19 protein-coding genes and 1 pseudogene are annotated in these 22434 nt (G+C 69.3%); 15 read left to right on the forward strand and 5 right to left on the reverse strand.

Annotated features, from left to right (window positions below; genetic code table 11):
• The coding region (gene dnaK, locus VF697_RS41765) for a molecular chaperone DnaK (protein ID WP_331104118.1) at positions 1-1308 on the forward strand (1308 nt) is incomplete at its 5' end.
• A gap of 48 nt (positions 1309-1356) precedes the next feature.
• Positions 1357-2862: a serine/threonine-protein kinase gene (locus VF697_RS41770; protein ID WP_331104119.1), complete on the forward strand. Its 1506-nt coding sequence runs from the start codon at positions 1357-1359 to the stop codon at positions 2860-2862.
• Here VF697_RS41770 and VF697_RS41775 read toward each other — a convergent pair.
• On the reverse strand, positions 2859-3509 hold the full coding sequence (locus tag VF697_RS41775; RefSeq protein ID WP_331104121.1) for a hypothetical protein: 651 nt from the start codon (positions 3507-3509) through the stop codon (positions 2859-2861). The genes VF697_RS41770 and VF697_RS41775 overlap by 4 nt on opposite strands.
• A gap of 259 nt (positions 3510-3768) precedes the next feature.
• On the opposite strand from VF697_RS41775, the gene VF697_RS41780 reads away from it, so the two are divergent.
• From VF697_RS41780 to VF697_RS41810, 7 genes are all read left to right on the forward strand, one after another.
• The gene (locus VF697_RS41780) at positions 3769-4974 is read left to right on the forward strand and encodes an ABC transporter substrate-binding protein (RefSeq protein WP_331104122.1); all 1206 of its coding nucleotides are present in this window, start codon (positions 3769-3771) and stop codon (positions 4972-4974) included.
• Entirely contained in the window at positions 4974-5903 is a 930-nt protein-coding gene (locus VF697_RS41785; RefSeq protein WP_331104124.1) for a branched-chain amino acid ABC transporter permease, read from the forward strand. Before VF697_RS41780 ends, VF697_RS41785 begins: the two co-directional genes overlap by 1 nt.
• Positions 5904-5911: 8 nt before the next feature.
• Complete coding sequence (locus VF697_RS41790) at positions 5912-6973, forward strand: branched-chain amino acid ABC transporter permease (RefSeq protein WP_331104126.1); 1062 nt, start codon at positions 5912-5914, stop codon at positions 6971-6973.
• A complete protein-coding gene (locus VF697_RS41795) occupies positions 6973-7824 on the forward strand; it encodes an ABC transporter ATP-binding protein (protein WP_331104128.1) in 852 nt (283 codons plus the stop codon). The genes VF697_RS41790 and VF697_RS41795 overlap by 1 nt, the downstream gene beginning before the upstream one ends.
• Complete coding sequence (locus VF697_RS41800) at positions 7821-8576, forward strand: ABC transporter ATP-binding protein (protein WP_349257544.1); 756 nt, start codon at positions 7821-7823, stop codon at positions 8574-8576. The genes VF697_RS41795 and VF697_RS41800 overlap by 4 nt, the downstream gene beginning before the upstream one ends.
• A gap of 82 nt (positions 8577-8658) precedes the next feature.
• Entirely contained in the window at positions 8659-9510 is an 852-nt protein-coding gene (locus VF697_RS41805) for a DUF2381 family protein (RefSeq protein WP_331104141.1), read from the forward strand.
• 12 nt (positions 9511-9522) lie between these two features.
• Entirely contained in the window at positions 9523-11289 is a 1767-nt protein-coding gene (locus tag VF697_RS41810) for a serine/threonine-protein kinase (RefSeq protein WP_331104130.1), read from the forward strand.
• 144 nt (positions 11290-11433) lie between these two features.
• Here VF697_RS41810 and VF697_RS41815 read toward each other — a convergent pair whose 3' ends face one another.
• A complete protein-coding gene (locus tag VF697_RS41815) occupies positions 11434-12438 on the reverse strand; it encodes a hypothetical protein (protein WP_331104131.1) in 1005 nt (334 codons plus the stop codon).
• A 613-nt stretch (positions 12439-13051) separates the two neighbouring features.
• On the opposite strand from VF697_RS41815, the gene VF697_RS41820 reads away from it, so the two are divergent.
• The 3 genes from VF697_RS41820 to VF697_RS41830 all read left to right on the forward strand — a co-directional run bounded on the left by VF697_RS41820 (position 13052) and on the right by VF697_RS41830 (position 16537).
• Positions 13052-14740 carry a hypothetical protein gene (locus VF697_RS41820; RefSeq protein ID WP_331104132.1) on the forward strand — a complete coding sequence of 563 codons (1689 nt, stop codon included), beginning with the start codon at positions 13052-13054 and terminating at the stop codon, positions 14738-14740.
• Positions 14741-14864: 124 nt separating this feature from the next.
• The gene (locus VF697_RS41825) at positions 14865-15614 is read left to right on the forward strand and encodes a hypothetical protein (RefSeq protein ID WP_331104133.1); all 750 of its coding nucleotides are present in this window, start codon (positions 14865-14867) and stop codon (positions 15612-15614) included.
• Between the two features lie 149 nt (positions 15615-15763).
• On the forward strand, positions 15764-16537 hold the full coding sequence (locus VF697_RS41830; protein ID WP_331104134.1) for a methyltransferase domain-containing protein: 774 nt from the start codon (positions 15764-15766) through the stop codon (positions 16535-16537).
• Positions 16538-16547: 10 nt separating this feature from the next.
• Here VF697_RS41830 and VF697_RS41835 read toward each other — a convergent pair whose 3' ends face one another.
• From VF697_RS41835 to thpR, 3 genes are all read right to left on the reverse strand, one after another.
• Entirely contained in the window at positions 16548-18860 is a 2313-nt protein-coding gene (locus tag VF697_RS41835) for a putative metal-binding motif-containing protein (RefSeq protein WP_331104135.1), read from the reverse strand.
• Between the two features lie 66 nt (positions 18861-18926).
• On the reverse strand, positions 18927-19547 hold the full coding sequence (locus VF697_RS41840) for a YiiX/YebB-like N1pC/P60 family cysteine hydrolase (RefSeq protein ID WP_331104136.1): 621 nt from the start codon (positions 19545-19547) through the stop codon (positions 18927-18929).
• A gap of 65 nt (positions 19548-19612) precedes the next feature.
• Positions 19613-20179, reverse strand: a complete 567-nt coding sequence (gene thpR / locus VF697_RS41845; RefSeq protein ID WP_331104137.1) for an RNA 2',3'-cyclic phosphodiesterase — start codon at positions 20177-20179, stop codon at positions 19613-19615.
• A gap of 134 nt (positions 20180-20313) precedes the next feature.
• Here thpR and VF697_RS41850 point away from each other — a divergent pair, with 134 nt between their 5' ends.
• The 3 genes and pseudogenes from VF697_RS41850 to VF697_RS41860 all read left to right on the forward strand — a co-directional run.
• Positions 20314-21552, forward strand: coding sequence for an adenylate/guanylate cyclase domain-containing protein (locus VF697_RS41850; RefSeq protein ID WP_331104138.1), 1239 nt, complete (start codon positions 20314-20316; stop codon positions 21550-21552).
• A 22-nt stretch (positions 21553-21574) separates the two neighbouring features.
• The gene (locus VF697_RS41855) at positions 21575-21958 is read left to right on the forward strand and encodes a response regulator (protein ID WP_331104139.1); all 384 of its coding nucleotides are present in this window, start codon (positions 21575-21577) and stop codon (positions 21956-21958) included.
• Between the two features lie 18 nt (positions 21959-21976).
• Positions 21977-22434: pseudogene (locus VF697_RS41860) on the forward strand (hypothetical protein); the annotation flags it as partial.

Genomic DNA, 22434 nt, shown 5'->3' on the forward strand with positions numbered 1-22434 from the left:
GCGCTCGCCTACGGCCTGGACAAGGTGCGGGAAGTCGGCGCCGAGCGCATCGCCGTCTATGACCTGGGCGGTGGCACGTTCGATATCTCCATCCTGGAGCTCAACTCGGGCGTCTTCGAGGTCAAGAGCACCAACGGCGACACCTTCCTGGGGGGTGAGGACTTCGACCAGCGCCTCATCGACTTCCTGGCCAAACGCTTCGCCGAGCAGAACAACGGGTTGGACCTGCGCAAGGACCGCATGGCGCTGCAGCGCCTGAAGGAGGCCGCCGAGCGCGCCAAGCACGAGCTGTCCAGCGCGACGGAGACGGAGGTGAACCTCCCCTTCATCACCGCGGACGCCACCGGCCCCAAGCACCTCACCGAGACGGTCGAGCGCGGCACCTTCGAGTCGCTGGTGGCCGACCTGGTGGACCGCTCCATCGAGCCGTGCCGCATCGCGCTCAAGGACGCGGGCGTCACCTCGCAGCAGATCCACCAGGTGCTCCTGGTGGGCGGCATGACGCGCATGCCGGCGGTGCAGCAGAAGGTGAAGGAGTTCTTCGGCAAGGAGCCCCACAAGGGCATCAACCCGGACGAGGTCGTCGCCGTGGGCGCGGCCATCCAGGGCGGTGTGCTCAAGGGCGAGGTGAAGGACGTCCTCCTGCTGGACGTGACGCCGCTGTCGCTGGGCGTGGAGACGGCCGGCGGCGTCTTCACGAAGATCATCGACAAGAACACCACCATCCCCTGCAAGAAGAGCCAGGTGTTCTCCACGGCGGTGGACAACCAGCCGCTCGTGTCCGTGCACGTGCTCCAGGGCGAGCGCGAGATGGCGTCGGACAACAAGACGCTGGCGCGCTTCGAGCTGGTGGGCATCCCCCCGGCGCCCCGCGGCGTGCCGCAAATCGAGGTGTCCTTCGACATCGACGCCAACGGCATCGTCCACGTGAGCGCCAAGGACCTGGGCACCGGCAAGGTCCAGCAGGTGCGCGTGGTGGGCAACTCGGGCCTCTCCGAGGCGGAGATCCAGGCGATGATCTCCGACGCCCAGGCCAACCAGGCCCACGACAAGCTGAAGAAGGAGCTGGCCGAGCTGCGCAACAACGCCGACTCGCTCATCTACACCACCGAGAAGAGCCTGGAGGAGTACGGCAACATCCTGAAGGAGCCGGACCGCGAGGAGATCAAGGCGGACCTGGACAGCCTCAAGGAGCTGCTGAAGGGCTCGGACGCCGCCGCCATCAAGGAGGCGTACCAGAAGGCGGAGACGAGCGCCTACCGCATCGCGGACGCCCTCTACGCGGACCAGTCGAAGTCCGGCTCCTGAGCGGGCTCGAGCGGGCCCCCTTCCCGGGGCCCGCCTTCCCGGTGTTCAATGCGCACCGTGGAATTCCCTTCGCTCGAAGCTGAGGTCGCCTTTCTGCGCGGCCTGACCGCCGTGGTGCGCATGGCGGATGACATCCTCGAGGACTGCCTGGAACGGGGGTTGAGCCTCGACGCGGCGGTGGATGTCTTCCTCACCCAGTGCGCGCGGCTGGTGCATGCCTCCGCGGGCTTCGTCTCCCTGCGGGGGACGCAGGGCCCCGTGCTCACCCGGGTGCTGGGCCAGCTCGGCGTGGACGTCTTCGAGGCCGCGCGCTGGACGGGCCCTCAGCGCCTGGCGGATGGGCGGATGCTCTTCTGCAGCCGGCTGGCGCTCGGCAGGCTGGAGCTGGGCACCCTGGGGCTGGTGGTGGAGGGGCGCTTCGACGACGGCGGCCAGCTGGTGATGAAGCTGGTGGACGCCATTGGAGACCAGCTCGACAACGCGGTGGTGGCCTTCCTCGCGCTCAGCGAGACGCGCAACGTGCTGGAGCGCCTGGACGAGCTGTCCACGGACGAGCTGGAGACGCGGGGCCGCATCGGCCGCTACGAGCTGGTGACGCCGCTGGGCACGGGCGGCATGGCGCAGGTGCTGGTGGCGCGCACGCGAGGCCCGGAGGGACTCGGGCGGCTGGTGGCGCTCAAGCGGATTCTGCCGCACCTGTCCTCGGAGCCGGACATCGTGAAGCAGTTCCTGGACGAGGCGCGCATCGGCCTGCGGCTGTCGCACCCCAACCTCGTCACCTTCCACGACTTCGGCGAGGCGCAGGGGGCCTACTTCCTGGTGATGGAGCTGGTGCGGGGGGTGGACTTCGACCGGTTGCTGAAGACGGCGCGGCCCACGCCGGCCATCTCGGTGGGCGTCGTGGCGCAGGCGCTCCACGGACTGCACGCGGCCCACCAGGCGCGGGGCGAGGACGGGGTGCCGCTCCACCTCGTGCACCGGGATTTGTCGCCGCACAACCTGATGGTGGGCTTCGATGGCCGGGTGAAGGTGCTGGACTTCGGCGTGGCGAAGGCGCGGGCCCAGCGCACGGTGACACTGCCGGGCATCGTGAAGGGCAAGCCCCTCTACATGTCGCCGGAGCAGGCGCGGGGCCACCGCCTGGACGCGCGCAGTGACCTCTTCGCCGTGGGCCTCATCCTCTTCGAGGCGCTCACGGGCGTGCGCGCGTTCGACCGCGGGGACGAGCTGGAGTCCATGCACGCCATCTGCGACGACCGGTTGGCCCGGCCGAGCACCATCCCGCTGCCGCTGTGGGAGGTGCTGGAGGTGGCGCTCGCGAAGAAGCCGGAGGGCCGCTTCGCCAGCGCGCTCCAGATGGCGGAGGCGCTGGTGGAGGCCTGCCCCCCGGCACGTGAGGTCGAGGTGGGACGACTCCTCACGGCGCAATTCCCCGAGCGGCTGCGCGGCTTCGAGCGCCTGGAGCGCGTGCACCTCTCCGGCAGCCGGGGCAGTGTCCCCTCCGAGTCGACGCGGCTGCGCCCCGCCGCCAAGCCGGGGGGCTCGAAGGGCTAGAAGCCGCGCTTGCTGAACTCTTCCGGGTCGATGCCGATCCTGCGCGGGCTCCCCAGGTCCTCGTCGCTCCGGGTCTCCGTCATGCCGCGGCGCTCGTTGTCGAGTTCCTCGTCCGTCATCGTGCGCCGGCTGTCCACCAGCTCCTCGGAGCCCATGGGCGTCACCACCGTGGTGTCGTCGGAGGCGCTCATCGTGGGCCGGCCCCGGTCCTCCTGGGTGAGGATGGGGCTGGCCCGGGCGCCTTCCGTGTTGTACGGGCCGATGCCCTGGTGGCCCAGGTCCTGCGTGCGCAGGTCCTCGGCGCGCCCGCCGAAGGGCCGTCCCGTGCGCTCACCCGCCATGAACTCCGCGCTGGCCACCGCGCGGGTGACGGGGCTGGGGCCGATGCCCTCGCGGGTGGCGACGGTGCCGAAGCCATAGGGCACCTCATCCGAGGAGACCCGCAGGCTGTCCTGGCCGTGGGCCAGGATGATCTCCCCGTGGCGCAGCTCGCTGATCTCCGAGAACCGCACGGCGTAGTCCTTGGGGAAGAAGAGGCCCTTCTCGATGTGGAATTCCGTCTCGCCGACGGCGTACACCTTGCCGAGCTTGTGGCCGTCCACGCTGCGGACCGTCATGCCTTCCTTGATGTCGTTGCGCTGATACATGTCCGCCTCCAGGGGATGGTGTTCTCCCTTCAAAGGTGGGAGCCGAGGGGAGGGAGGGCACCCTCCGGGTGGCGGGCATGGGGTGGCCTGGTGGCTCGGCGGCCTTCCCCGAGGGGGTGGAGAGGGCTCCGCCACGGACTGGGGGTGGAAAAAGGCGAGGGAGACCGGGTGGGCGAGGCGTTGCGAGCTTGACCCCTCTGGCGGGTCCCCATAGAAAACCGGGGCTTTTGACGTGGCCCCACCCCGGAGGATGCCCCGCATGCGCCGTTTCGCCCCAATGCTGCTCGCCGCGTTCGCCCTGCTCGCGGCGGCCTGCGAGAAGAAGACGCAGCCCGCTCCCTCCGGTGAGGGGACGCAGGGCGGCCAGGCTGCCCAGCCCGCCACGACCGGGGGAGCACCCGGTGGTGCGGACACCATCCTGCTCGGCGAGGTGGGAAGCCTCACCGGCGCCCAGGCCACCTTCGGCGTGTCCACCCGCAACGGCATCGAGCTGGCCATCAAGGAGGTCAATGCCGCCGGTGGGGTGAAGGGCAAGAAGGTGGCCGTGCGCGTCTATGACGACCAGGGCAAGCCCGAGGAGGCCGCCCAGGCCGTCACCCGTCTGATTACGCAGGACAAGGTGGTGCTCATCCTCGGCGAGGTGGCCTCGTCCAACTCCCTGGCCATGGCCGAGAAGGCCCAGGCGGCCGGGGTGCCGATGATCACCCCCTCGTCCACCAACCCCGCGGTGACGCAGAAGGGCGACTACATCTTCCGCGTCTGCTTCATCGACCCCTTCCAGGGCGCGGTGATGGCACGCTTCGCCCGCGAGAACCTGAAGGCGGACCAGGTGGCCATCCTCCAGGACAACAAGAGCGCCTACTCCATCGGCCTCACCGAGGTGTTCCAGAAGACGTTCGCGGAGCTGGGCGGCAAGGTGGCGACGACGGAGAGCTACTCGCAGGGCGACACGGACTTCCGCGCGCAGCTCACCGCCATCAAGAAGACGAAGCCGCAGGCCATCTACGTGCCGGGCTACTACAGCGACGTGGGCGTCATCGCCCGCCAGGCGCGCGAGCTGGGCCTGACGGTGCCGCTGATGGGTGGGGATGGCTGGGACTCGGAGAAGCTCTTCGAGCTGGCCGGTAACGCGCTCGAGGGCAGCTACTTCTCGAACCACTACTCGCCGGACAACCCGGATCCGAAGACGCAGAAGTTCATCGCGGACTACAAGGCGGCCTACGGCGGCGTGCCGGATGCCCTGGCGGCGCTCGGCTACGACTCGGCCAAGGTGGCCATCGCGGCCATCGAGAAGGCCAAGGATTTGAGCGGCCCCGCCATCCGGGACGCCATCGCCCAGACGAAGGACTTCCCGGGCGTGGCCGGCAACGTGTCGCTGGACAAGAACCGCAACGCCGTGAAGTCGGCGGTCATCCTCAAGGTCGGCGACGGCAAGACCGAGTTCGTCACCACCATCAACCCGTAATGTCCCAGCTCCTCCAGCACCTCATCAACGGCATTGCCGCCGGCACCATCTACGCGCTCGTCGCGCTCGGCTACACGATGGTGTACGGCGTGCTCAAGCTCATCAACTTCGCCCACGGCGACGTGATGATGGTCGGCGTGTACATGGGCTACGCGACGGCCTTCGCGCTCGGCCGTCAGGCGCAGAGCTCCACGTGGGGCGTGCTGCTCATCTTCCTGGTGGCCATGGGGGGCTGCGCGCTCATGGGCTTCCTCATCGAGCGCTTCGCCTACCGCCCGCTGCGCGAGAAGCCCCGGCTCACCGCGCTCATCACCGCCATCGGCATCTCGTTCGCGCTCTCGTACGGCTTCCAGCTCGACATCGGCTTCCTGCCGGGCGCGGCGCCCAGGGCCTTCCCTCAAATCATCAAGCCCGCCGCGTGGTTCACCCTGGGCGACCCCGAGTTCCCGGACGTGGTGCTGTGGAACTGGCAGATCATCTCCCTGCTGGTGGCGGTGGCGATGATGGTGGCCCTGCAGTACCTCGTGTACCGCACGCGCTTTGGCCGGGCGATGCGGGCCGTCTCCTTCGACCACCGCGTGGCGGCGCTGATGGGCATTCCCACGGACCGGATCATCTCGCTGACGTTCATGATCGGCAGCGCGCTGGCCGCGGGCGCGGGCCTGCTGTACGCCATCAAGGACACCTCGGTGAGCCCGCTGATGGGGCTGATGGTGGGCCTGAAGGCCTTCGTGGCGGCGGTCATCGGCGGCATCGGCAACGTGCCGGGGGCCGTGGTGGGTGCGCTGCTGCTGGGGCTGGTGGAGGAGTTCGTGGTGGGCTACGCCGCGAGCACCTGGCGTGACGCGGTGGCCTTCGGCTTCCTCATCCTCGTGCTGCTCGTCCGGCCCGGCGGTCTGTTCGGCCGGGTCGCGGCGGAGAAGGTCTGACGCCGCACATGCAAACCGCCGCTGCCGCTTCCCCTGGGAACTCCTCGGGGGTTCCCGCCTCCCTCAAGGGCATCCTCCCCGTGCTGGTGGCGCTGCCAGTGCTGCTCGTGCTCGAGTGGATGCTGAGCGCCTCCCCGTTCGCCACCTACCTGCTGTCCATCATGGCGGTGAACATCATCCTCGCGGTGAGCCTCAACATCGTGAATGGGATGACGGGCCAGTTCTCCATCGGCCATGCGGGCTTCATGGCGGTGGGGGCCTACATCGCCGGCGTGACGTCGCTGGCGCTCAAGGACGTGGCCATCTCCTTCCTGCCGGTGGCGGTGAGCGACCAGGTGTTCCTGGTGACGGCGCTGCTGGTGGGGGGCCTGGCCGCCGCGCTCAGCGGTTTCCTGGTGGGCCTGCCCTCCCTGCGCCTGCGCGGGGACTACCTGGCCATCGTGACGCTGGGCTTCGGGGAGATCATCCGCGTCGTGGTGCAGAACACCGAGGCCCTGGGCCGGTCGCTGGGCCTGTCGGGCATTCCGCAGACGTCCTCGGTGGCCATGGTGGGCTTCTGGGTGTTCGTGGTGGTGCTGGTGGCGCGCCGCATCGCCGGCTCCAGCCACGGCCGCAGCCTGTGGGCCATCCGCGAGGACGAGGTGGCCGCCGAGGCCATGGGCGTCAACACCACCGGCTACAAGGTGCGCGCCTTCGTCATCTCCTCCTTCTTCGCGGGCGTGGCGGGCGGGCTGTTCGCCCACTTCGTCCCCATCATCAACCCGGGCTCCTTCACCTTCGTGCGCTCGATGGAGATCGTCGTGATGGTGGTGCTGGGCGGGCTGGGCTCCACCACGGGCGCCATCGTGGCGGCGGTGTTCCTCACGCTGCTGCCCGAGGGGCTGCGCTCGGCCTTCACCGCCCTCGGCACGGAGGGCAGCCTGGCGCAGAAGGTGGATCAGATCCGCATGCCGGTGTACGGCCTGCTGCTGGTGGCCCTGATGCTCTCGCGGCCGCAGGGGCTGTTCGGCACGAGGGAGCTCTGGGAGATCGTGCCGCGGTGGATTCCTCGCCGGCGGAAGGGGATGTGATGAGCGGGCCGTTGCTCGAAGCGGTGGGGGTGGGCATCCAGTTCGGGGGCCTCAAGGCGCTCTCGGACTTCAACCTCGCCATCCACAAGGGAGACCTGCAGGGCCTCATCGGCCCCAACGGCGCGGGCAAGACGACCGCGTTCAACGTGCTGACGGGCGTGTACCAGCCCAGCCAGGGCGAGGTGCGCGTGGCCGGGCTGCGGGTGAACGGGCGGCTGCCGCATCAAATCAACCACCTGGGGCTGGCGCGCACCTTCCAGAACATCCGCCTCTTCCGGGCGCTGACGGCGCTGGACAACGTGAAGGTGGCCTGCCGGGCGCAGGGGGCACTCAACCCCGAGGGCATCGGGCTGGGGGTGAAGTTCCGCGGGGCGCTGCGCAACTACCGCGACTGGTGGCGGGCGCTGCTGCTGACGCCGGGCTTCCAGGCCGAGGAGCGCGAGCTCACGGAGCAGGCCGAGCACCTGCTCGAGGTGATGGGGCTGGAGAACCGGCGCGACGAGGAGGCCCGCAACCTGCCGTACGGCGAGCAGCGGCGGCTGGAGATCGCCCGCGCGCTGGGCACGCGCCCCAAGGTGCTGCTGCTGGACGAGCCGGCGGCGGGGATGAACACCCGGGAGAAGGCGGACCTGATGGTGCTCATCCGCAAGCTCCGGGACGAGTTCAACCTGGGCATCCTGGTCATCGAGCACGACATGAAGCTCGTGATGGGCATCTGCGAGAAGATCACCGTGCTGGACCACGGTGAGATGATCGCCCGGGGCGCGCCGGCCGAGGTGCGCAACGACCGCAAGGTCATCGAGGCGTACCTGGGAGACAGCTACCTGGAGTCGCACGGAGGGGCGGCGTGAGCGAGGCACAGCTGAAGCTGCTGGGGGAGCGCCAGGAGTTCCCGCCGCTGCTGGCGGTGGACGGCGTGAAGGTGTCCTACGGGGCCATCCAGGCGCTCAAGGGCGTGACGCTGAAGGTGGGCAAGGGCGAGGTGGTGGCGCTCATCGGCGCCAACGGGGCGGGGAAGACGAGCACGCTGCGCGCGGTGAGCGGGATGCTCAAGCCGGTGGGCGGGCGCATCACCTTCTCGGGCGAGGACACCACGGGGACGAAGGCGCACACCCTGGTGCCCAGGGGCATGGCGCACGCGCCCGAGGGGCGAGGCATCTTCCCCAACCTGACGGTGCTGGAGAACCTGGAGCTGGGGGCCTACCTGCGCCGGGACACGGACGCCATCACGCAGGACATGGAGAAGAGCTACGTGCTCTTCCCGAAGCTGAAGGAGCGGCGCAAGCAACTCGCCGGGACGCTGTCGGGCGGCGAGCAGCAGATGCTGGCCATTGCCCGAGCGCTGCTGAGCCGGCCCAAGCTGCTGCTGCTGGACGAGCCCTCGCTGGGGCTGGCGCCGCAGGTGACGGAGACCATCTTCCGCAACCTGCGCGACGTGAACGCCGCGGGCGTGAGCATCCTGCTGGTGGAGCAGAACGCGCACCTGGCGCTGAACTTCGCCCACTACGGCTACGTGCTGGAGACGGGCGAGGTGGTGATGGCGGGCCCGGGCAAGGCGCTGCTGGAGAGCCCGGAGATTCGCAAGGCCTACCTCGGCGAGTAGCGGGGTTGACGTGACTGGGCGGGTCATCTGCTAGGGTGGACTCTGGAGGTATTCCACCCTGGCACGACTTCTTCCGTGGCTCCTGCTCGTCCTCTTGCTGACGGGGACGACGGCGGCGGCCCAGCCCCCGCCCCTGGTTCGAGAGCCGCGGCAGCGGCAGATCTTCGTTCCCAACAGTCCTGAGGAGCCCGTGCCGGAGGTGCGGCTCGCCGCCGACGTCCTCACGCTCTTCGTCTTCGACGCACCCATTGAGAGGGGCTCGGTGGAAGTCGAGGGGCGGGCGACGCGCTTCCGGCTGGTGGACCCGGGGGAGAGCACCCTCACCCTCCAACTCGCCGTGGAGCTGGGCGCCGAGGAGAAGCTGCGCGTTCGGGTGCGCTACAAGGACGGCGACACCCCGGCGTACGCGACCTTCTTCCTCGTCTCCCATCCCTCGGTGGTGGACAAGGAGGTGGTGGTGCGCCGCTCACGCACGCAGGAGGCCCTGGAGGCGGCGCTGAAGGAGAAGGAGGCGGAGCTCGCGGCACTCAAAGCCGTGAGCGGGCCCGCTGGGCTCGCGTTTTCGGGGCGGCTCGACGCGCGAGGGGTGGAGGCCAGGCGCATCGAAGGGCCTGTTGGCACTCAGAATGGGCTGAACGTGGTGAAGGGCACGGGATATCGAGCCAGCTCCTGGGCGCTTGCCGTTCTCCGCGTGCAGAACCTTCCGGGGCAGCAGCCCTGGGAGCCAGGGGGCGCGCGCCTCACCCGTGCGGATGGCACCTTCGTCAAGGTGCTCTCCGTGGACATGAACAAGGCGCGGCTCGGGCCCGGGGAAGAGGGGCTCGTAACAGTGGAGACGGAGGCGCCCAACTGGAAGGCAGGTACCGCCTTGCATCTGGAACTGCGGGACAAGACGGGTGGCCGGCGCCTGCTCATTCCCAAGGTGAAGTTGTAGGAGGGCCGGCCCATGACGACGGAAGTCTTTCATCCGGACCATCTCCAGCCCGGCCACATGGTGGGCCCCTGGCGTGTCGTGGAGCGGCTGGGAGCTGGCGGCTCCAGCCGCGTCTTCAAGGTGGAGCGCGAGGGCCTCTTCTTCACGATGAAGATGGCGTTGCGGCCCATCTCCGCCGAGGAGGAAGAGGAGGAGGAGACCTCCTGGCGGATGATGCGCGAGGTGGCGGCCCTGCTGACGTACTCGTCCCTGCCCAACCTGCTGCGCGTGTACGCGGTGGATTGCTGGCCCCACCCCGGGAAGGGCTACCTCTTCTTCGTGACGGACTTCGTGGAAGGGGACACCTGGCACGGGTGGCGCTGGAGGACACCCCCTCATGCCGTCGGGCTGCTGGATGCCTTCTCCGAGGTGGTCCGCACGGTGGGGGTGTTGCACTCACGCGGCGTGTACCACCGGGACTTGAAGGCGGAGAACATCCTCATCCGCCGGGAGGACGGCAGGCCCTTCCTCATCGACTTCGGCAACGTGCGCTTGCCGGGGGCCTTCACCCGGACGTTGGGCCTGCCACCGGGCGTCATTCACCTGCTGCCTCCGGAGGTCCTCGCCTATACGCGCAGTGAGGCGTGGAAGGAGGGCGTGCCCTTCCGGGGTGGTGTGGCCGCGGACCTGTACGCCCTGGGCGTGCTGCTCTACCAGGGACTCACCGACCTCCATCCCTTCAATCCCGAGTTGCCGGACGAGACGCTGTTGGCGGCCATCGCCTCCGTAGCGCCCAGGGCGCCCCACCTCCTCAACCCGAGGGCGCCAAGGTCCCTCAGCGACATCGCGCTGAAACTGCTGGAGAAGCGCCCCGAGGATCGTTACCCCGACGCCGAGGCGTTGTTGCAGGCCCTGTGGAACGCGGGCAAGGAGCGCACGTCCAGCGCCTGGAAGATGCCGCTCTTCGCGGCAGAGGGAGACCCGGCGGAGCCACCGTCCCAGGAGGAGGCGACCCCGCCGGCCCGGTTGCCAGACATGACGAGCGAGGCCCCGGAAGAGACACCCCCTTCCGAGGAGGAAGAAACCCAGGCTGAAGGGCCGCGGGAGGCTCCTGCCCTCCCCGCGGGCCGCCTACGCCACGCGAGACGGCTCTTCATCCTGTTCGCATGCTTGACGGTGCTCGGCCTTGCCTTGTGGCTGGCGCGGTCCACACTCGCGGACCCACCCGAGGCGCTGCTGCCTGGGTCTGGCCGTTCCGCGAAAGGAAGCCCGCCCGTGTCCACCCCTTCTCCCGCCATCCCGTCGCGTTTCCTCGCAGCTTGGTTGTGCGCCGTCGCCGGCCTCGGCTGCCCCGCTGCCCAGATGAGGCCCCCGGAGCCCGAGGACTGCCCCAAGGAGGCGACCAAGGCCATGGATGAGTTGGGGATTGTGACGGGCAGCGATCTTCGGGCCGTCGTGGACATCAACCAGCCCGGCTTCATGTATGACCCGGGCGTCTACCAGGATGGCCCCATCATTGGGCGCATCTCGCAGGGCGCTGGCGAAGTGCCCGTGGGGACGCTGCTCCACGGCCGGCTCTGGACGGGCCCCGGCATCTACGATGAGGGCCCAAACTACAAGGATGAGGCCGTCCTGGGCCGCTACACCCTGGCCGTGCTGCCGGATGGACGGAAATACCCCGTGTGCATCGTGCTGGGCGGCGAGGAGGACGGACGCGTGGGCAAGTCAGAGGGCTCCAAGCCCGGGGCCGCAGTGCTGGGCCGAGAGTTGCCGGTGACTCCCGTCCGGCGCTGGCCCTGAGACTCAGGGCCCACGGAATGAGTCGCCTCGATTGCGCACTGAGGCGGCTTTGCTCTCCACCTCGCCGCCGACGTTCATCCTCCGCTTGGTCCACATGCTCGCGGACGGTGACGCGCGCACCCTTGGAGCGGAAAGCCCCCGGTCTCAGGGCAGGAGGACGTGGACGCTCACGCCACCCGGGCCCGCGGAGAGGGCGGCGGTGCCTGGAGCGGGGGAGGCCGGACGGTCGGTGAGCCACAGGTAGACGCCCGCGCCAACGAGGGCGGCACCGACACCGGCGCTCACGCCCGCGATGGTGCGATCACGGCTGGCCTTCTCGCGGAGGCTCACGACCTCACCCAACTGGTTGAAGGTCGGGAGGTTGGTGCCCGTGTAGAACTTGTTGGACTCGACCATCGCGTTGTTGCCGGTGATGGCGAAGACGACCCCGAGACCGAGCCCCACGACGCCCACGCCCGCACCTGCGTAGGCGGCGGGGGTCTTCCAGGTGCGCCCGGTGCGCAGGGGCGACTGACGCACGGCGATGGCCTCCGGGGGAGCCTGGGTGGGGGGAGGCGGCGTGGTTTGAGCCGTGCCCGTGGAGGGCTCGGGGGTCGCCACGAGCGGCGGAGGAGCCGGCTGCTCGACGAGGGGGGCGATCTTCAAGGGGACGAGGGTGAGCTGCTCGCGGAGCCGGGTGATGGCGGTGCGGGTGACGTCTCCCTGGGACTGACCCGGCCGGATGCGGAGCTGGATGCTCTTCTGATCGACGACCTCGCCCTGGGCATTGACCACGAGGCCAGAGACGCGCGTGAGGGGTCCGGGGTCAACGGTGATGAGGACGGCGCGGCTGGCCTGGGTGGCGGCGGCGAGCTTGCCGAGGCACTCCGAGGGCTTCTTGGCGCGCGCGCACGAGCCCTGGGGCTCTTTCGGACTCTTGGCCTCCTTGTCGAGGAAGGCGCGGACCAGGTCGGAGGAGACGAGCTGCACGTCGCCGCGGGCGATCTCCGTGGCGCAGGTGGCCTGGAGGTCCTCGACCTGTTGCTTGGCCTTCACGCCGACGATGTTGCACGGGTGCAGGGCGACGAGGTCGGACTGGGCCCAGGCGGCGGGGGAGAGCAGGAGGGCGAAGGCGAGGAGGGAGGGCCGCGAGGAGGGATGAAGTTTCACGGTGGACCCTCGAGAAGGGACAGGGCGATCGCGGATGCATGCCCGGAGTCAGGGAGGCTGCGGGAACGCAACCTTCCGCGAGTAGGAGCAGCATGGTATCCACCGGGGTCGGGCCGTCAAAGGGTTTGGAGAGGTGATCGTCATGCTTCGCAAGGTCCTCGGAACGGTGCTGCTGCTGGGAGCGCTCGTGGGATGTAGCGGACCGGCCAGCACGAGCACGTGCAAGGTGGACGCGGACTGTGGTGAGGGCACGGGCCTTTGCGACGTGGCGCGAGGGCTGTGCTTCGCCCCAAGCGATGCGGGAGACGAGCCGGAGGTCGACCCGACGCTATGCGAGCCGCGCTGTGCGTCTTACCAGGCATGTACGGCGTCGCGGGTCTGCGCACCGCGGTACACGGCCCTGGCGGTGACGCCGGGGAACGGCAGTGTGCTGGATGGGGGCGTGGTTCCAGTGACGGCGGAGTTGGTTCTCGGTGCGAGCTTCAATCCGAGCTTCCCGGAGTCCTTGAGCTTCAGTGTGGTGCGGAACGACGGTGGGACGGTCGAGGCACTGACTCCGGTTGCGAGGGACGCCGGGGTTTACACCACGCAGTGGACGCCGCCCGGAGAGGGCGTGTTCCTGCTGACGGCGGCCTACCCGGAAGCCGGTGGACCGAGCACCACAGTGCAACTGACCGTGGACAAGACGCCTCCCACCTTCGTGGTGACGGTGTCTCCTGCGGATGCTGGTGTGGCGACTGATGGAGGCGCGACCTACGGTGACCCGAGTCTCGCCAACGCATGGCGGCGTGATCAGGTCGTACCGGTGGAAATTCGGACGAACGAGCCGAATCTGGACCCGACCAGCCTGACAGTCGCGCTGAGAGGCACGGATGGGGGAATTGCGCCCACGGTTGGGGTGACGTCCTTGACCGGAGCCTGTGACGCAGGTTTCTGTGGTGTAGCTCAATTGAAGCTTTGGGAGCCGGCCCTTGATGATTTCCGTGCCGCACTGCCCATTATTGTTCAAGGGCGTGACAGAGCTGGCAATGTGGGTAGTACATCCGCTACCAGCGTGAACGTGACGCGCTGGAAGTGGGTGTTCGATGCCAGTTCTGGAGGCATCTTTAGCATCAAGTCAGCTCCTGCCATTGGTGCGCAGGGGGTTGTTTATGTCGGAACCGCAGCTGCATCGACAGGTAAGGTATTTGCCATTGAAGCCGAAGGCGCACGCAAGTGGGAGTCCTCGGTAGGGGCAGTGACAGGCGGACTGGTTGTGGGTGCTCCCAATGGCGCCACTGAGCTGGTTTATGTGGGCGCGAACGGTACCAGTAGCGGCGATCTGTACGCCCTTCAGGGCGATGATGGCGGTACACGGCAGAGATGTCCCTTTGGCCCTGGTTCATTTGCCGGGGTGCTGGCCTTGGGGAGTACGACCGCTGCTCAACTAGAGACGGCGGTCAGCGTCTACAATGGGAGTAGTGCCGCCGTCATTGCTGGCATCAGGCCCGGATCTGGTTCTCCATGTCCACAGACGGAGAGCCCTTCCACTGGGGAGCAAATTCCGCAAATCACATCAGGATCACCGGTAGTAATGCAGAACGACAACATCTTCTTCTCTGGTCCTGGGACTATGACCTTCAAGGTGACCAGTTACACCTTCGGAGTCGGTAGCCCGCGCAGTAATTGGCCGGTGGATGTTGCCCATGCACCTCGCAGCTTGGCGCTGGTGGGAACAGATGTCGTGGGGGCAGCTGCTAGTACAGACTTCTTTGCTGGCGGGCTGTTCAAGGTCCCGCAGGTAGGGGCGACTAGTGTCACACGGCTCTTTCCCGCTAGCACCCCTTGGTCCTCGCGAGTTTTCAGCTTTGCCGTGGGGAGTGGCGAAAATGTTTTCTTCGGTGCCGAGCCGACTGCAAGCGCTGAATTCAATCGACTCAACCTGAGCACACTCGCGGTTCAGACTTCAGCGAGTGGCGCTGCCATCCGAGCCACGCCAATCACAGGGCGCAATGGGACGGTCTACACTATTACAACTACGGGCATTGTCAGGGCTTGGGATGCAGATGGCCCCTCGCCTCGTTGGACTCTGTCTCCTGCGCTGGGAACAGTAGATGCTTCGCCCACAATCGATTGCCCGCGTGATGCCACGGGTGCATTTGTGGAGGGCAACCACGGTGTGCTCTACGTGCCCGCAGGCGGCAAGCTGTACGCCTTCGTCGTCGACAGCCGGGGTCTCGACCCGAATGCTCCGTGGCCCAAGTTCCAGCACGACGCCCGCAACACCGGCAACCCGGCGACTCCCATCACCTCGTGCCCGTGAGGAGTGTCGGACGGTTCCTCTCGAAAGCCGGCACTCCAGGCACTAGGACGTAGCGACCGGCGGCGGACTCGTCTAGGGTCCGCCGCCATACCTTTTTCACCCTCAACCTTCAGGACTCGCACATATGTCATCGCTGTCCCGACTGTTCGCCGCTCTCGTGACCATCGCGCTGATGGGCGCTGCTTGCGCCACCAAGGAGGGCGCCACCAAGGAGGGCTCCTCCACGGTCGAGGAGCTCCCCAACGAGACTCCCGAGGCCAAGCCCCAGGTCGAGCTCAAGAGGCTGTCCGCTCCCGAGGGCTTCAACGTGAGCATCCCCGGTGAGCCCCAGCCCCAGCGGGGCGAGGTCGCCATCCCCGGTGGCAAGGTGCAGACCGCCGCCTGGACCACCAACGACCCCAACGGCGTCCTCTACTCCATCAGCACCGCCGACTACCCGGAGAAGGTCGTCGCCGCCAACCCCGCCGCCGCCTTCCTCAACGAGGGCAAGAACGGCCTCGTCAACCAGCTCAAGGGCACCATCAAGGCCGAGGAGGACATCACCCTCCAGGGCTACCCCGGCAAGGCCTTCACCGTCTCCTCCGACGCTGGCGAGGTCCGCGCCCGCAACTTCCTCGTCGGGCCGCGCCTCTACACCCTGCTCGTCCTCTACAACCCGAGCATCGGCGCTCCCCTGGCCGAGCAGTTCCTCACCTCGCTCGAGCTGGTCAACCCGCCCCCCGCCATCATGCGCGCCACCGCGGCTGGCGCTGACGGCGGCACCTCGGTCGATGGCGGCATGCCCGCTACCCCCACCGATGGTGGCATGACCGGCTCGCCCGCCGACGGCGGCATGACCGGCTCGCCCGACGCCGGCACCCAGCCGCGCAGGTAGTTCGTCTTGCCGGGGGACGCAGGGCCTCGGTGCTCGCGTACCCCGGTCGTCTGGCGCGGGGCCCTCATCCGCCAGGCGGCTCGCCGCGGCCGCTCCTCGCCGTCGGAGCGGCGGGTGCCTCGCGCGACGCCACCCCGCGGAGGCACGCCATGTGGGACCCCTCGCAGTACGAGCACTTCCGCGACGCGCGCAAGCGTCCCTTCTTCGAGCTGCTCGCGCGGGTGCCCGTCTCCGCTCCCGGCCTCGTGGCCGACCTCGGCTGCGGCACGGGCGACCTCACCCTCTCCCTCGCCGAGCGCTGGCCCGCTGCCCGCGTCTCAGGCGTCGACTCGTCCGAGTCGATGATCGCCGAGGCCCTCCGGCGCCCCGTCCCCGAGCGCGTCCGCTTCGAGCTCGCCGACCTCGCGCGCTGGACGCCCTCCGCGCCGCTCGACGTGCTCGTCTCCAACGCCGCCCTGCACTGGCTGCCCGACCATGCGGCGCTGCTCTCGCGGCTGGCGGGGCAGCTCTCCCCGGGGGGCGTGCTCGCCTTCCAGGTGCCCGCCAACTTCGAGGAGCCCTCGCACCGGCGCATCGATGAGGTGCGTGCGCTCGCCCGCTTCGCTCCCGCGCTCGCCTCCGTGCGCCGTGGGCACGCCGAGTCCCTCGCCTTCTACGAGGCCCACCTCTCGGCGCTCGGCCTGTCCGTGGACGCGTGGGAGACGGCGTACCTCCACGTGCTGTCAGGCGAGGACGCGGTGCTCCAGTGGCTGCTCGGCACGACGCTGCGGCCGGTGCTCGCGGCGCTCGGGGTCGAGGAGCGCCAGGCCTTCCTCGACACCCTGCGGCCCCTGTTGCGCCAGGACTACCCGGCCTCGCCCCACGGCACGCCCTTCCTGTTCCGCCGCCGCTTCGTCGTGGCCGTGCGCCGCCCCGCCTCCTGAGAGGCCGCGCTCAGCGCGGCCAGTGGAGGATCTTGCCGTTGTCGCCCACCACCCAGAGGTCTCCCGGGCTGGTGCCGGCGATGTCGTTGAGGGCGTTGCCGGTGCTCAGGCCGGGCATCACGCTCCAGGTGCTCCCGTCGTACCGGTAGACCTTCCCGCTTCCCGTGGTGACGTAGACGGAGTTCTTCCCGAAGGCGACCACGGACAGCAGGTTCTCCGACGCGGGGCCCGCGCGCGGACTCCACTCCGTGCCGTTCCATAGGAGGAAGGCGCTGCTCTCGCCGACGGCATAGGCCAGCGTCGGGCTCACGACCCAGACGCCCCGGAGGCGGTCGTCCACCACGCCCGAGAGGCTCTGGACGGACTCGGTCTGCCAATCGTTCTGGGCCGACTTGAAGCGGTAGATGCGCGCGCCTGAGCCGCTGCTGTCATTGGTGTCGTAGCCACCCACCGCGAGGAGCATGTCCCGCGAGGAGCCATGCACATCCCAGATCGGGGCCACGGCTGGGGAAGGATCCGAGTAGCCCTGGGTGCCATTCCACCAGAGCAGGCGACCATCGTCGACGTCGCTCCGGGACAGACCGACGACATGCACCTCGGTCCCGCCATCCGTCAGCGGCAGCCCGAAGGTGCCTCGCACGTCCGTATCCGTGGCGGCCGTTCCGGGGGTGCAGCTCGCTGCTTCAGGGGTGCGGCTCGCGATGACGGTGTTGGTGCCCCCGAGCACGACAGTCCCGGTTCGTGGATCCACCCAGGAGCCGTACCACTGCCCCGTGCATTGGCCGTCGAGGTCCTGGAACGTCGTCTGTCCTGGCAGGCGCAGGCGCAGGCCGTTGGTGCCACCGGCGACCCACACGCCCCCATCGCCCCAGAGGGAGACGGAGCGCCAGTTGTCCGTGCCCGTCGTCTGGCTCGCCCAGGTCCCACCGTCGGTGGGGCACACGCCGACCCCGTCCTTCGTGCCGTCGCAGTCGTTGTCCTCCAGGTCGCACAGTTCCTGGGCATCCGCGTGCGTGAACGGGTTGCCGTCGTTGCAGTCGCCCGCCGCGAGGATGGAGCCGGGGGGCGCCATGCAGGTGAGCACACCCGCGTCCGTCTTCCCGTGCTGGTCCAGGTCGTCGTCCGGGTAGTAATTCGAGGGCGGGGTGACGTAGGCGCACTGAGTGCCGCCGTCCGCCGCGCACGCCGTCACGCCCGAGCAGCCCAGGCCCGGATCGCAGCCCGCGTCCAGGGTGAAGCTCTCGTCCCGGGTCCCATCGCAGTCGTTGTCCTGCTCGTCGCAGAGCTCCGGCGCGCCCGCGTACACGTTGGGCCGGGTGTCGTCGCAGTCGCCCGCATCGGCGACGTGGCCGGGGAGGGTGGGCTCGCAGCTCGCAACTCCCGCGTCCGTCTTGCCACGCAGATCCTGGTCGTTGTCCGGGTACAGGACGGTGCGCGGGGGGTGGTTGCACACCACGCCGCCGTCCGAGACGCACGCGCGCTTGCCCCCGCACCCGTTCTCGCCCGTGCAGGTGACTCCCACGTCCAGCCCGTTGTCCACGGTGTTGTCGCAGTCGTCGTCCTGCGCGTTGCACAGCTCGGGAGCGCCCGTGTAGCGCCGTGGGTTGGTGTCGTCACAGTCGAGGTCGTTGGGCACATAGCCGGCCGGCTGCGTGCAGCTCGACTTGCTCGGCGCCAGCTTCGAGCCCTTGCCATCCCCGTCCGCGTCGAGACGCCACTGGTCCGGCCGCACCTCACAGGCCCGCGCCCCCTGGGCCCCGCATACCCAGGCGCCCTTGCAGCCGTTGCTCGCGTCACAGAGGGCACCCAGCTCGAAGCCCTCGTCCTTCACGGCGTTGCAGTTCTCGTCCTGCCCGTTGCACAGCTCGCTGGCACCGGGGTAGGCCTCGGCGCGGGTGTCGTCGCAGTCGGTGCCGCCCTGGGCCCGGGACACGTACCCGTCGCGGTCCCCGTCGGTGGCCGCCAGCGCCAGCTCCGTCTCGGCCACCGCGCCCTTGTCCACCGTCACCGTCCCCGAGGCGGTACTCACCCGCGTCCCCTGGCCGCACTCCGTCTCGAAGGCCTCGGCGGTCAGCGCGAGGGTGGCGCTCCAGCCCGCCTCGCGGAAGGCGGCCACCGTCACCGTGCCTCCCGTGGCCTCGCCCTTGCCGGCCAGCTCCGTCGTGCGCGTCTCGCCCGCGCCCGCCGCGTCCTTCACCGCCACCCGGATGCAGCCGGGTTTGAAGCCCGTGTAGGAGACGGTGAGCTTCACCGCCCCCTCATGGTTGCTTCGACAGCCGACGAGGGTCAGGAGGGCAACGAGGAACACGAGGCGAGGGGGCATGGCCCGCGCATTCTACCCGGACGCCGGGAAACCCGGAGTTGGGCGCGGGCCGCCGCCGCGGGGCCCCTAGCGGACGCCCGGGAAGTCCGAGTGCACCACCGTGAGGCGCTCGTCCGCGGCGAGGCTCGCCGGGGTGATGAGTTCCAGGTCCAGCGGCACCTTGCCGCCGTAGCGCTCCCGGAGGGCGGGCCCCAGCCGCTTCACGTCCAGCGAGCCCAGGCGCTCCAGCTTCCCGTAGTCCACGCCCGCGGCCTTCGTGTAGGCCTTGCGCGCCAGCTCCGAGCAGTACATCGCCTCGTCTCCCCAGCCAAAGCGCCAGTCGTAGGGCTTGCCCAGGTGCCGCTTCGCCTCCGCCACGGCCCGCGCCCGCTGCTCCTCCGGCAGCTCCCCGGCGCGCAGCACGAGGATGCGCCCCCTGGCCCCGCGCGCCTTCCACTTCGCGAAGGGCACGCGCTGCACCGGCTGGACGGCCTCCACCACGAACACTCCCTGGGGCGTCACCTCCACCAGCCCCACGTGCGACAGGGGGCTGCTCGTCGCCGCCCGGATGGCCACCGACTGCCGCGAGCGCGAGGTGTGGAAGACGATGTCCCCCGTCTTCAGCTCGCCTTCGAGGGACCGTGGCGCGGCAGCCGCGGTGTGGGCCAGGAGCGACACAGAGAGCAGCGAGAGCATCAGCCAACGCATGGAAACCCGGTCCTTTTCTGGCGCGACCCCGCGCCGACCGTCTTCCTGTGCACGGCCAGTGCCAGCTACCCGCCACCCGGAGCGGCTCTGCTCAACGGGGCCTCGGCGCGCCGGTGGTACTTGCCGCCCAGGCTCTCGAAGAGGACGAGCCGGTCCACCCGCGCCTCGCCCCACCTGGCTTCCTGGAGCGCGCGCACGCACTCGGCCAGCTCGCGGTCCCCCCGTGGCACCTTCGCCCGCGCCAGCGTGAGGTGCGCGGTGTACTCGCGGCGCTCGGGCTGGAAGCCCAGCGGCTCGAGCGCCTTCGCCACGTCCCCCTGCAGTGCCCCCAGTGCCTTCGTCTCCCCGCCTACACCGGCCCACAGCACCCGGGGGTGGCCCGGCGAGCCGAAGCCGCCGCCGCCCTCGATGCTCAGCACCAACGGGGCATGCGCGCCCCCCACGCGTGTGAGGGCCTCCGACAAGGCCGGCACCCGCTCGGCCTCCACCTCTCCGAGGAAGCTCAACGTGAGGTGCAGGTTCGTCGGGGGCACCCAGCGCGCACGGGGGGCCAGGGCCTTGAGTTTCGGGAGGGCGGTGAGGGCCTGGGACTCGATGGCTTCTCCCAGGGTGACGGCGACGAAGAGGCGCATGGGTTTATCCCTCCACCGGCCGCACCGCACGGCGCGGCCAGAGCGCGTAGGCCCAGAAGGGCAGGAAGAGGCGAATAGCCTACCGCCCCCCCTCCCTGGAGAACGCACGGGCGCTGGACTAACCTCCCAGCTCCGTGATTTCCGAGTCCGCTCTCGACGACATCATCCTCCAGCGTCTGGACGCGCAGCGCGTCCGGATGGGGCGCTGGGTGTACCGCTTCCGCGCCCTGGGCGCGCTCGGCTGGCTCGGGTGTGCGTACTTCTTCGACTGGAGCATGCCCCTGGCGCTCCTGGCGGCGTACGTGCTGCTCGCGGCGGCCTTGTGGGCGGGCGGACGGTTCCTCCCGCTGCTTCGCCACCGGCCGGACATCGCCGTGCTGCTGCTCGACATGCCCGCCGTGTTCGCCATCCAGGCCCCGGCGGTGGCCGTCTCCGCCAACGGCCAGGTCATGGCCGGCATCTCCGTGGGCATCTACATCATCCTGGTGATGATGACGGCGCTGCTGGGCGGCTCGCGCGTGAGCATGGGGCTGGCCACCGTGCTCGGCATCTGCCTGGAGACGGTGCTGGTGCAGCGCAGCGGCCGGAGCATTGGGGACAACCTCCCAGGCGTGGCCCTGGTGCTCTCCATCGCGGCCGTGGCGGCGTCGTATACCCGCTCGCAGATGTACCGGCTGGTCCACGATGTGTCCCAGGAGCAGACGCACCGCATGCGCCTGGGCCGCTACTTCTCCCCCGAGGTGGCCCGCCGCATCCTCCAGGTGGGCGCCAGCGCCGACGGCGGACAGGGCGAGCACCGCGAGGTGACGCTGCTCTTCGCCGACATCCGGGGCTTCACCTCCATGTCCGAGCGCATGGAGAGTCCCCAGGTGGTGCGGCTGCTCAACGAGTACCTCGCGCGCATGGTGGAGGTGGTGTTCCGCCACGGGGGCACGCTCGACAAGTTCATCGGCGACGGCATCCTCGCCTACTTCGGCGCCCCCCTGGAGCTGGCCGGACACCCGAATGCCGCCGTGGCATGTGGGCTGGCCATGCTAGAGGCCCTGGAGGCCCTCAACGCCGAGCGCCGTGCCCGGGGGGAGGAGCCGCTGCACATTGGGATTGGCGTGCACACGGGCAGTGTCGTCGTGGGGGACGTCGGGCCCGAGCAGCGCCGCGAGTACACCGTGATTGGAGATGCCGTGAACCTGGCCAGCCGCATCGAGGGACTCACCAAGAAGGTCGGCGTGGCGATGCTGGTGTCCGAGGCGACGCGGACCCGGTGCGGCGAGGAGTTCCACTTCGAGGCGGCCATGCCTCTGCCCGTGGCGGGAAAGGTCGAACCCGTGGCCACCTTCCAACCCAGTCGGCCCGTGCTGCGCGCCGTGGGGTGATTGCGACGAGAAACAACGCCCCATGACCCGGATTCTCATCGTCGACGACGAAGTCCATGTGGTGGGAGCCCTCCGCCGGTTGTTCCGGCGGGAGGGCTTCTCCATCGAGGTCGCGCTCAATGGCGCCGAGGCCATCCAGAAGCTCGCGACCTTCGAGGCGGACGTGGTCATCTCCGACTTGAAGATGCCGGGGATGGATGGCCTGGAGCTGCTCGGCCAGGTGCTGCGCATCGCGCCCAAGACGGTGCGGGTGCTCATCTCGGGCCATGCGGACGTGTCCATCCACACCGGCCCTGGCGCCGGCATCATCTCCCACTTCAGCAGCAAGCCCTGGGACGACGCCCGCCTCGTCGCTGACGTCCGGGCCCTCCTGGGCGGACAAGGCCCTTCCACCTCGAAGACCTGAGCACTCCGGAGGTTCTCGATGGATGCCCGAGCAGAAGAGGCGGTTCGTGCGGCGGATCCGGAGCAGGTGCAGAGCAACATCCAGGGCTTCGCGGGGCTGGGGGCGGCCGCCATCAACCTCGCGATCATCGTCTCGTTCTGGGGCCAGTGGCGCGTCGTCCTCTTCCAGGTGGGGATGGGCCTGGGGCTCACCCTCTTCAACGTCGTGCTCCTGGAGTGGTCCAGGAAGAGTGCCAGCCGCGCCGTGGTGGAGGCGGCGCGGATGGGGGTCAACGCGCTGTGCGTCTGCGTGGCGGGCATCGTCACCGAGTGGGCGGTGCTGAGCTGGGCCTTCGTGCCCTTCAACATGCTCTTCTACTTCGGGCTCGACCGGTGGGTCCGTCCGCGCATGGCCCTCTACCTGGCGGGGATCGACGTGGTGGCCCTGTCCACCGGCGCCAGTCCGAGCATGGCCCTGGCCTTCTCGCTGGTTGGCAT

The sequence above is a fragment of the Archangium sp. genome, assembly GCF_036388035.1.
Classification (GTDB): domain Bacteria; phylum Myxococcota; class Myxococcia; order Myxococcales; family Myxococcaceae; genus Archangium.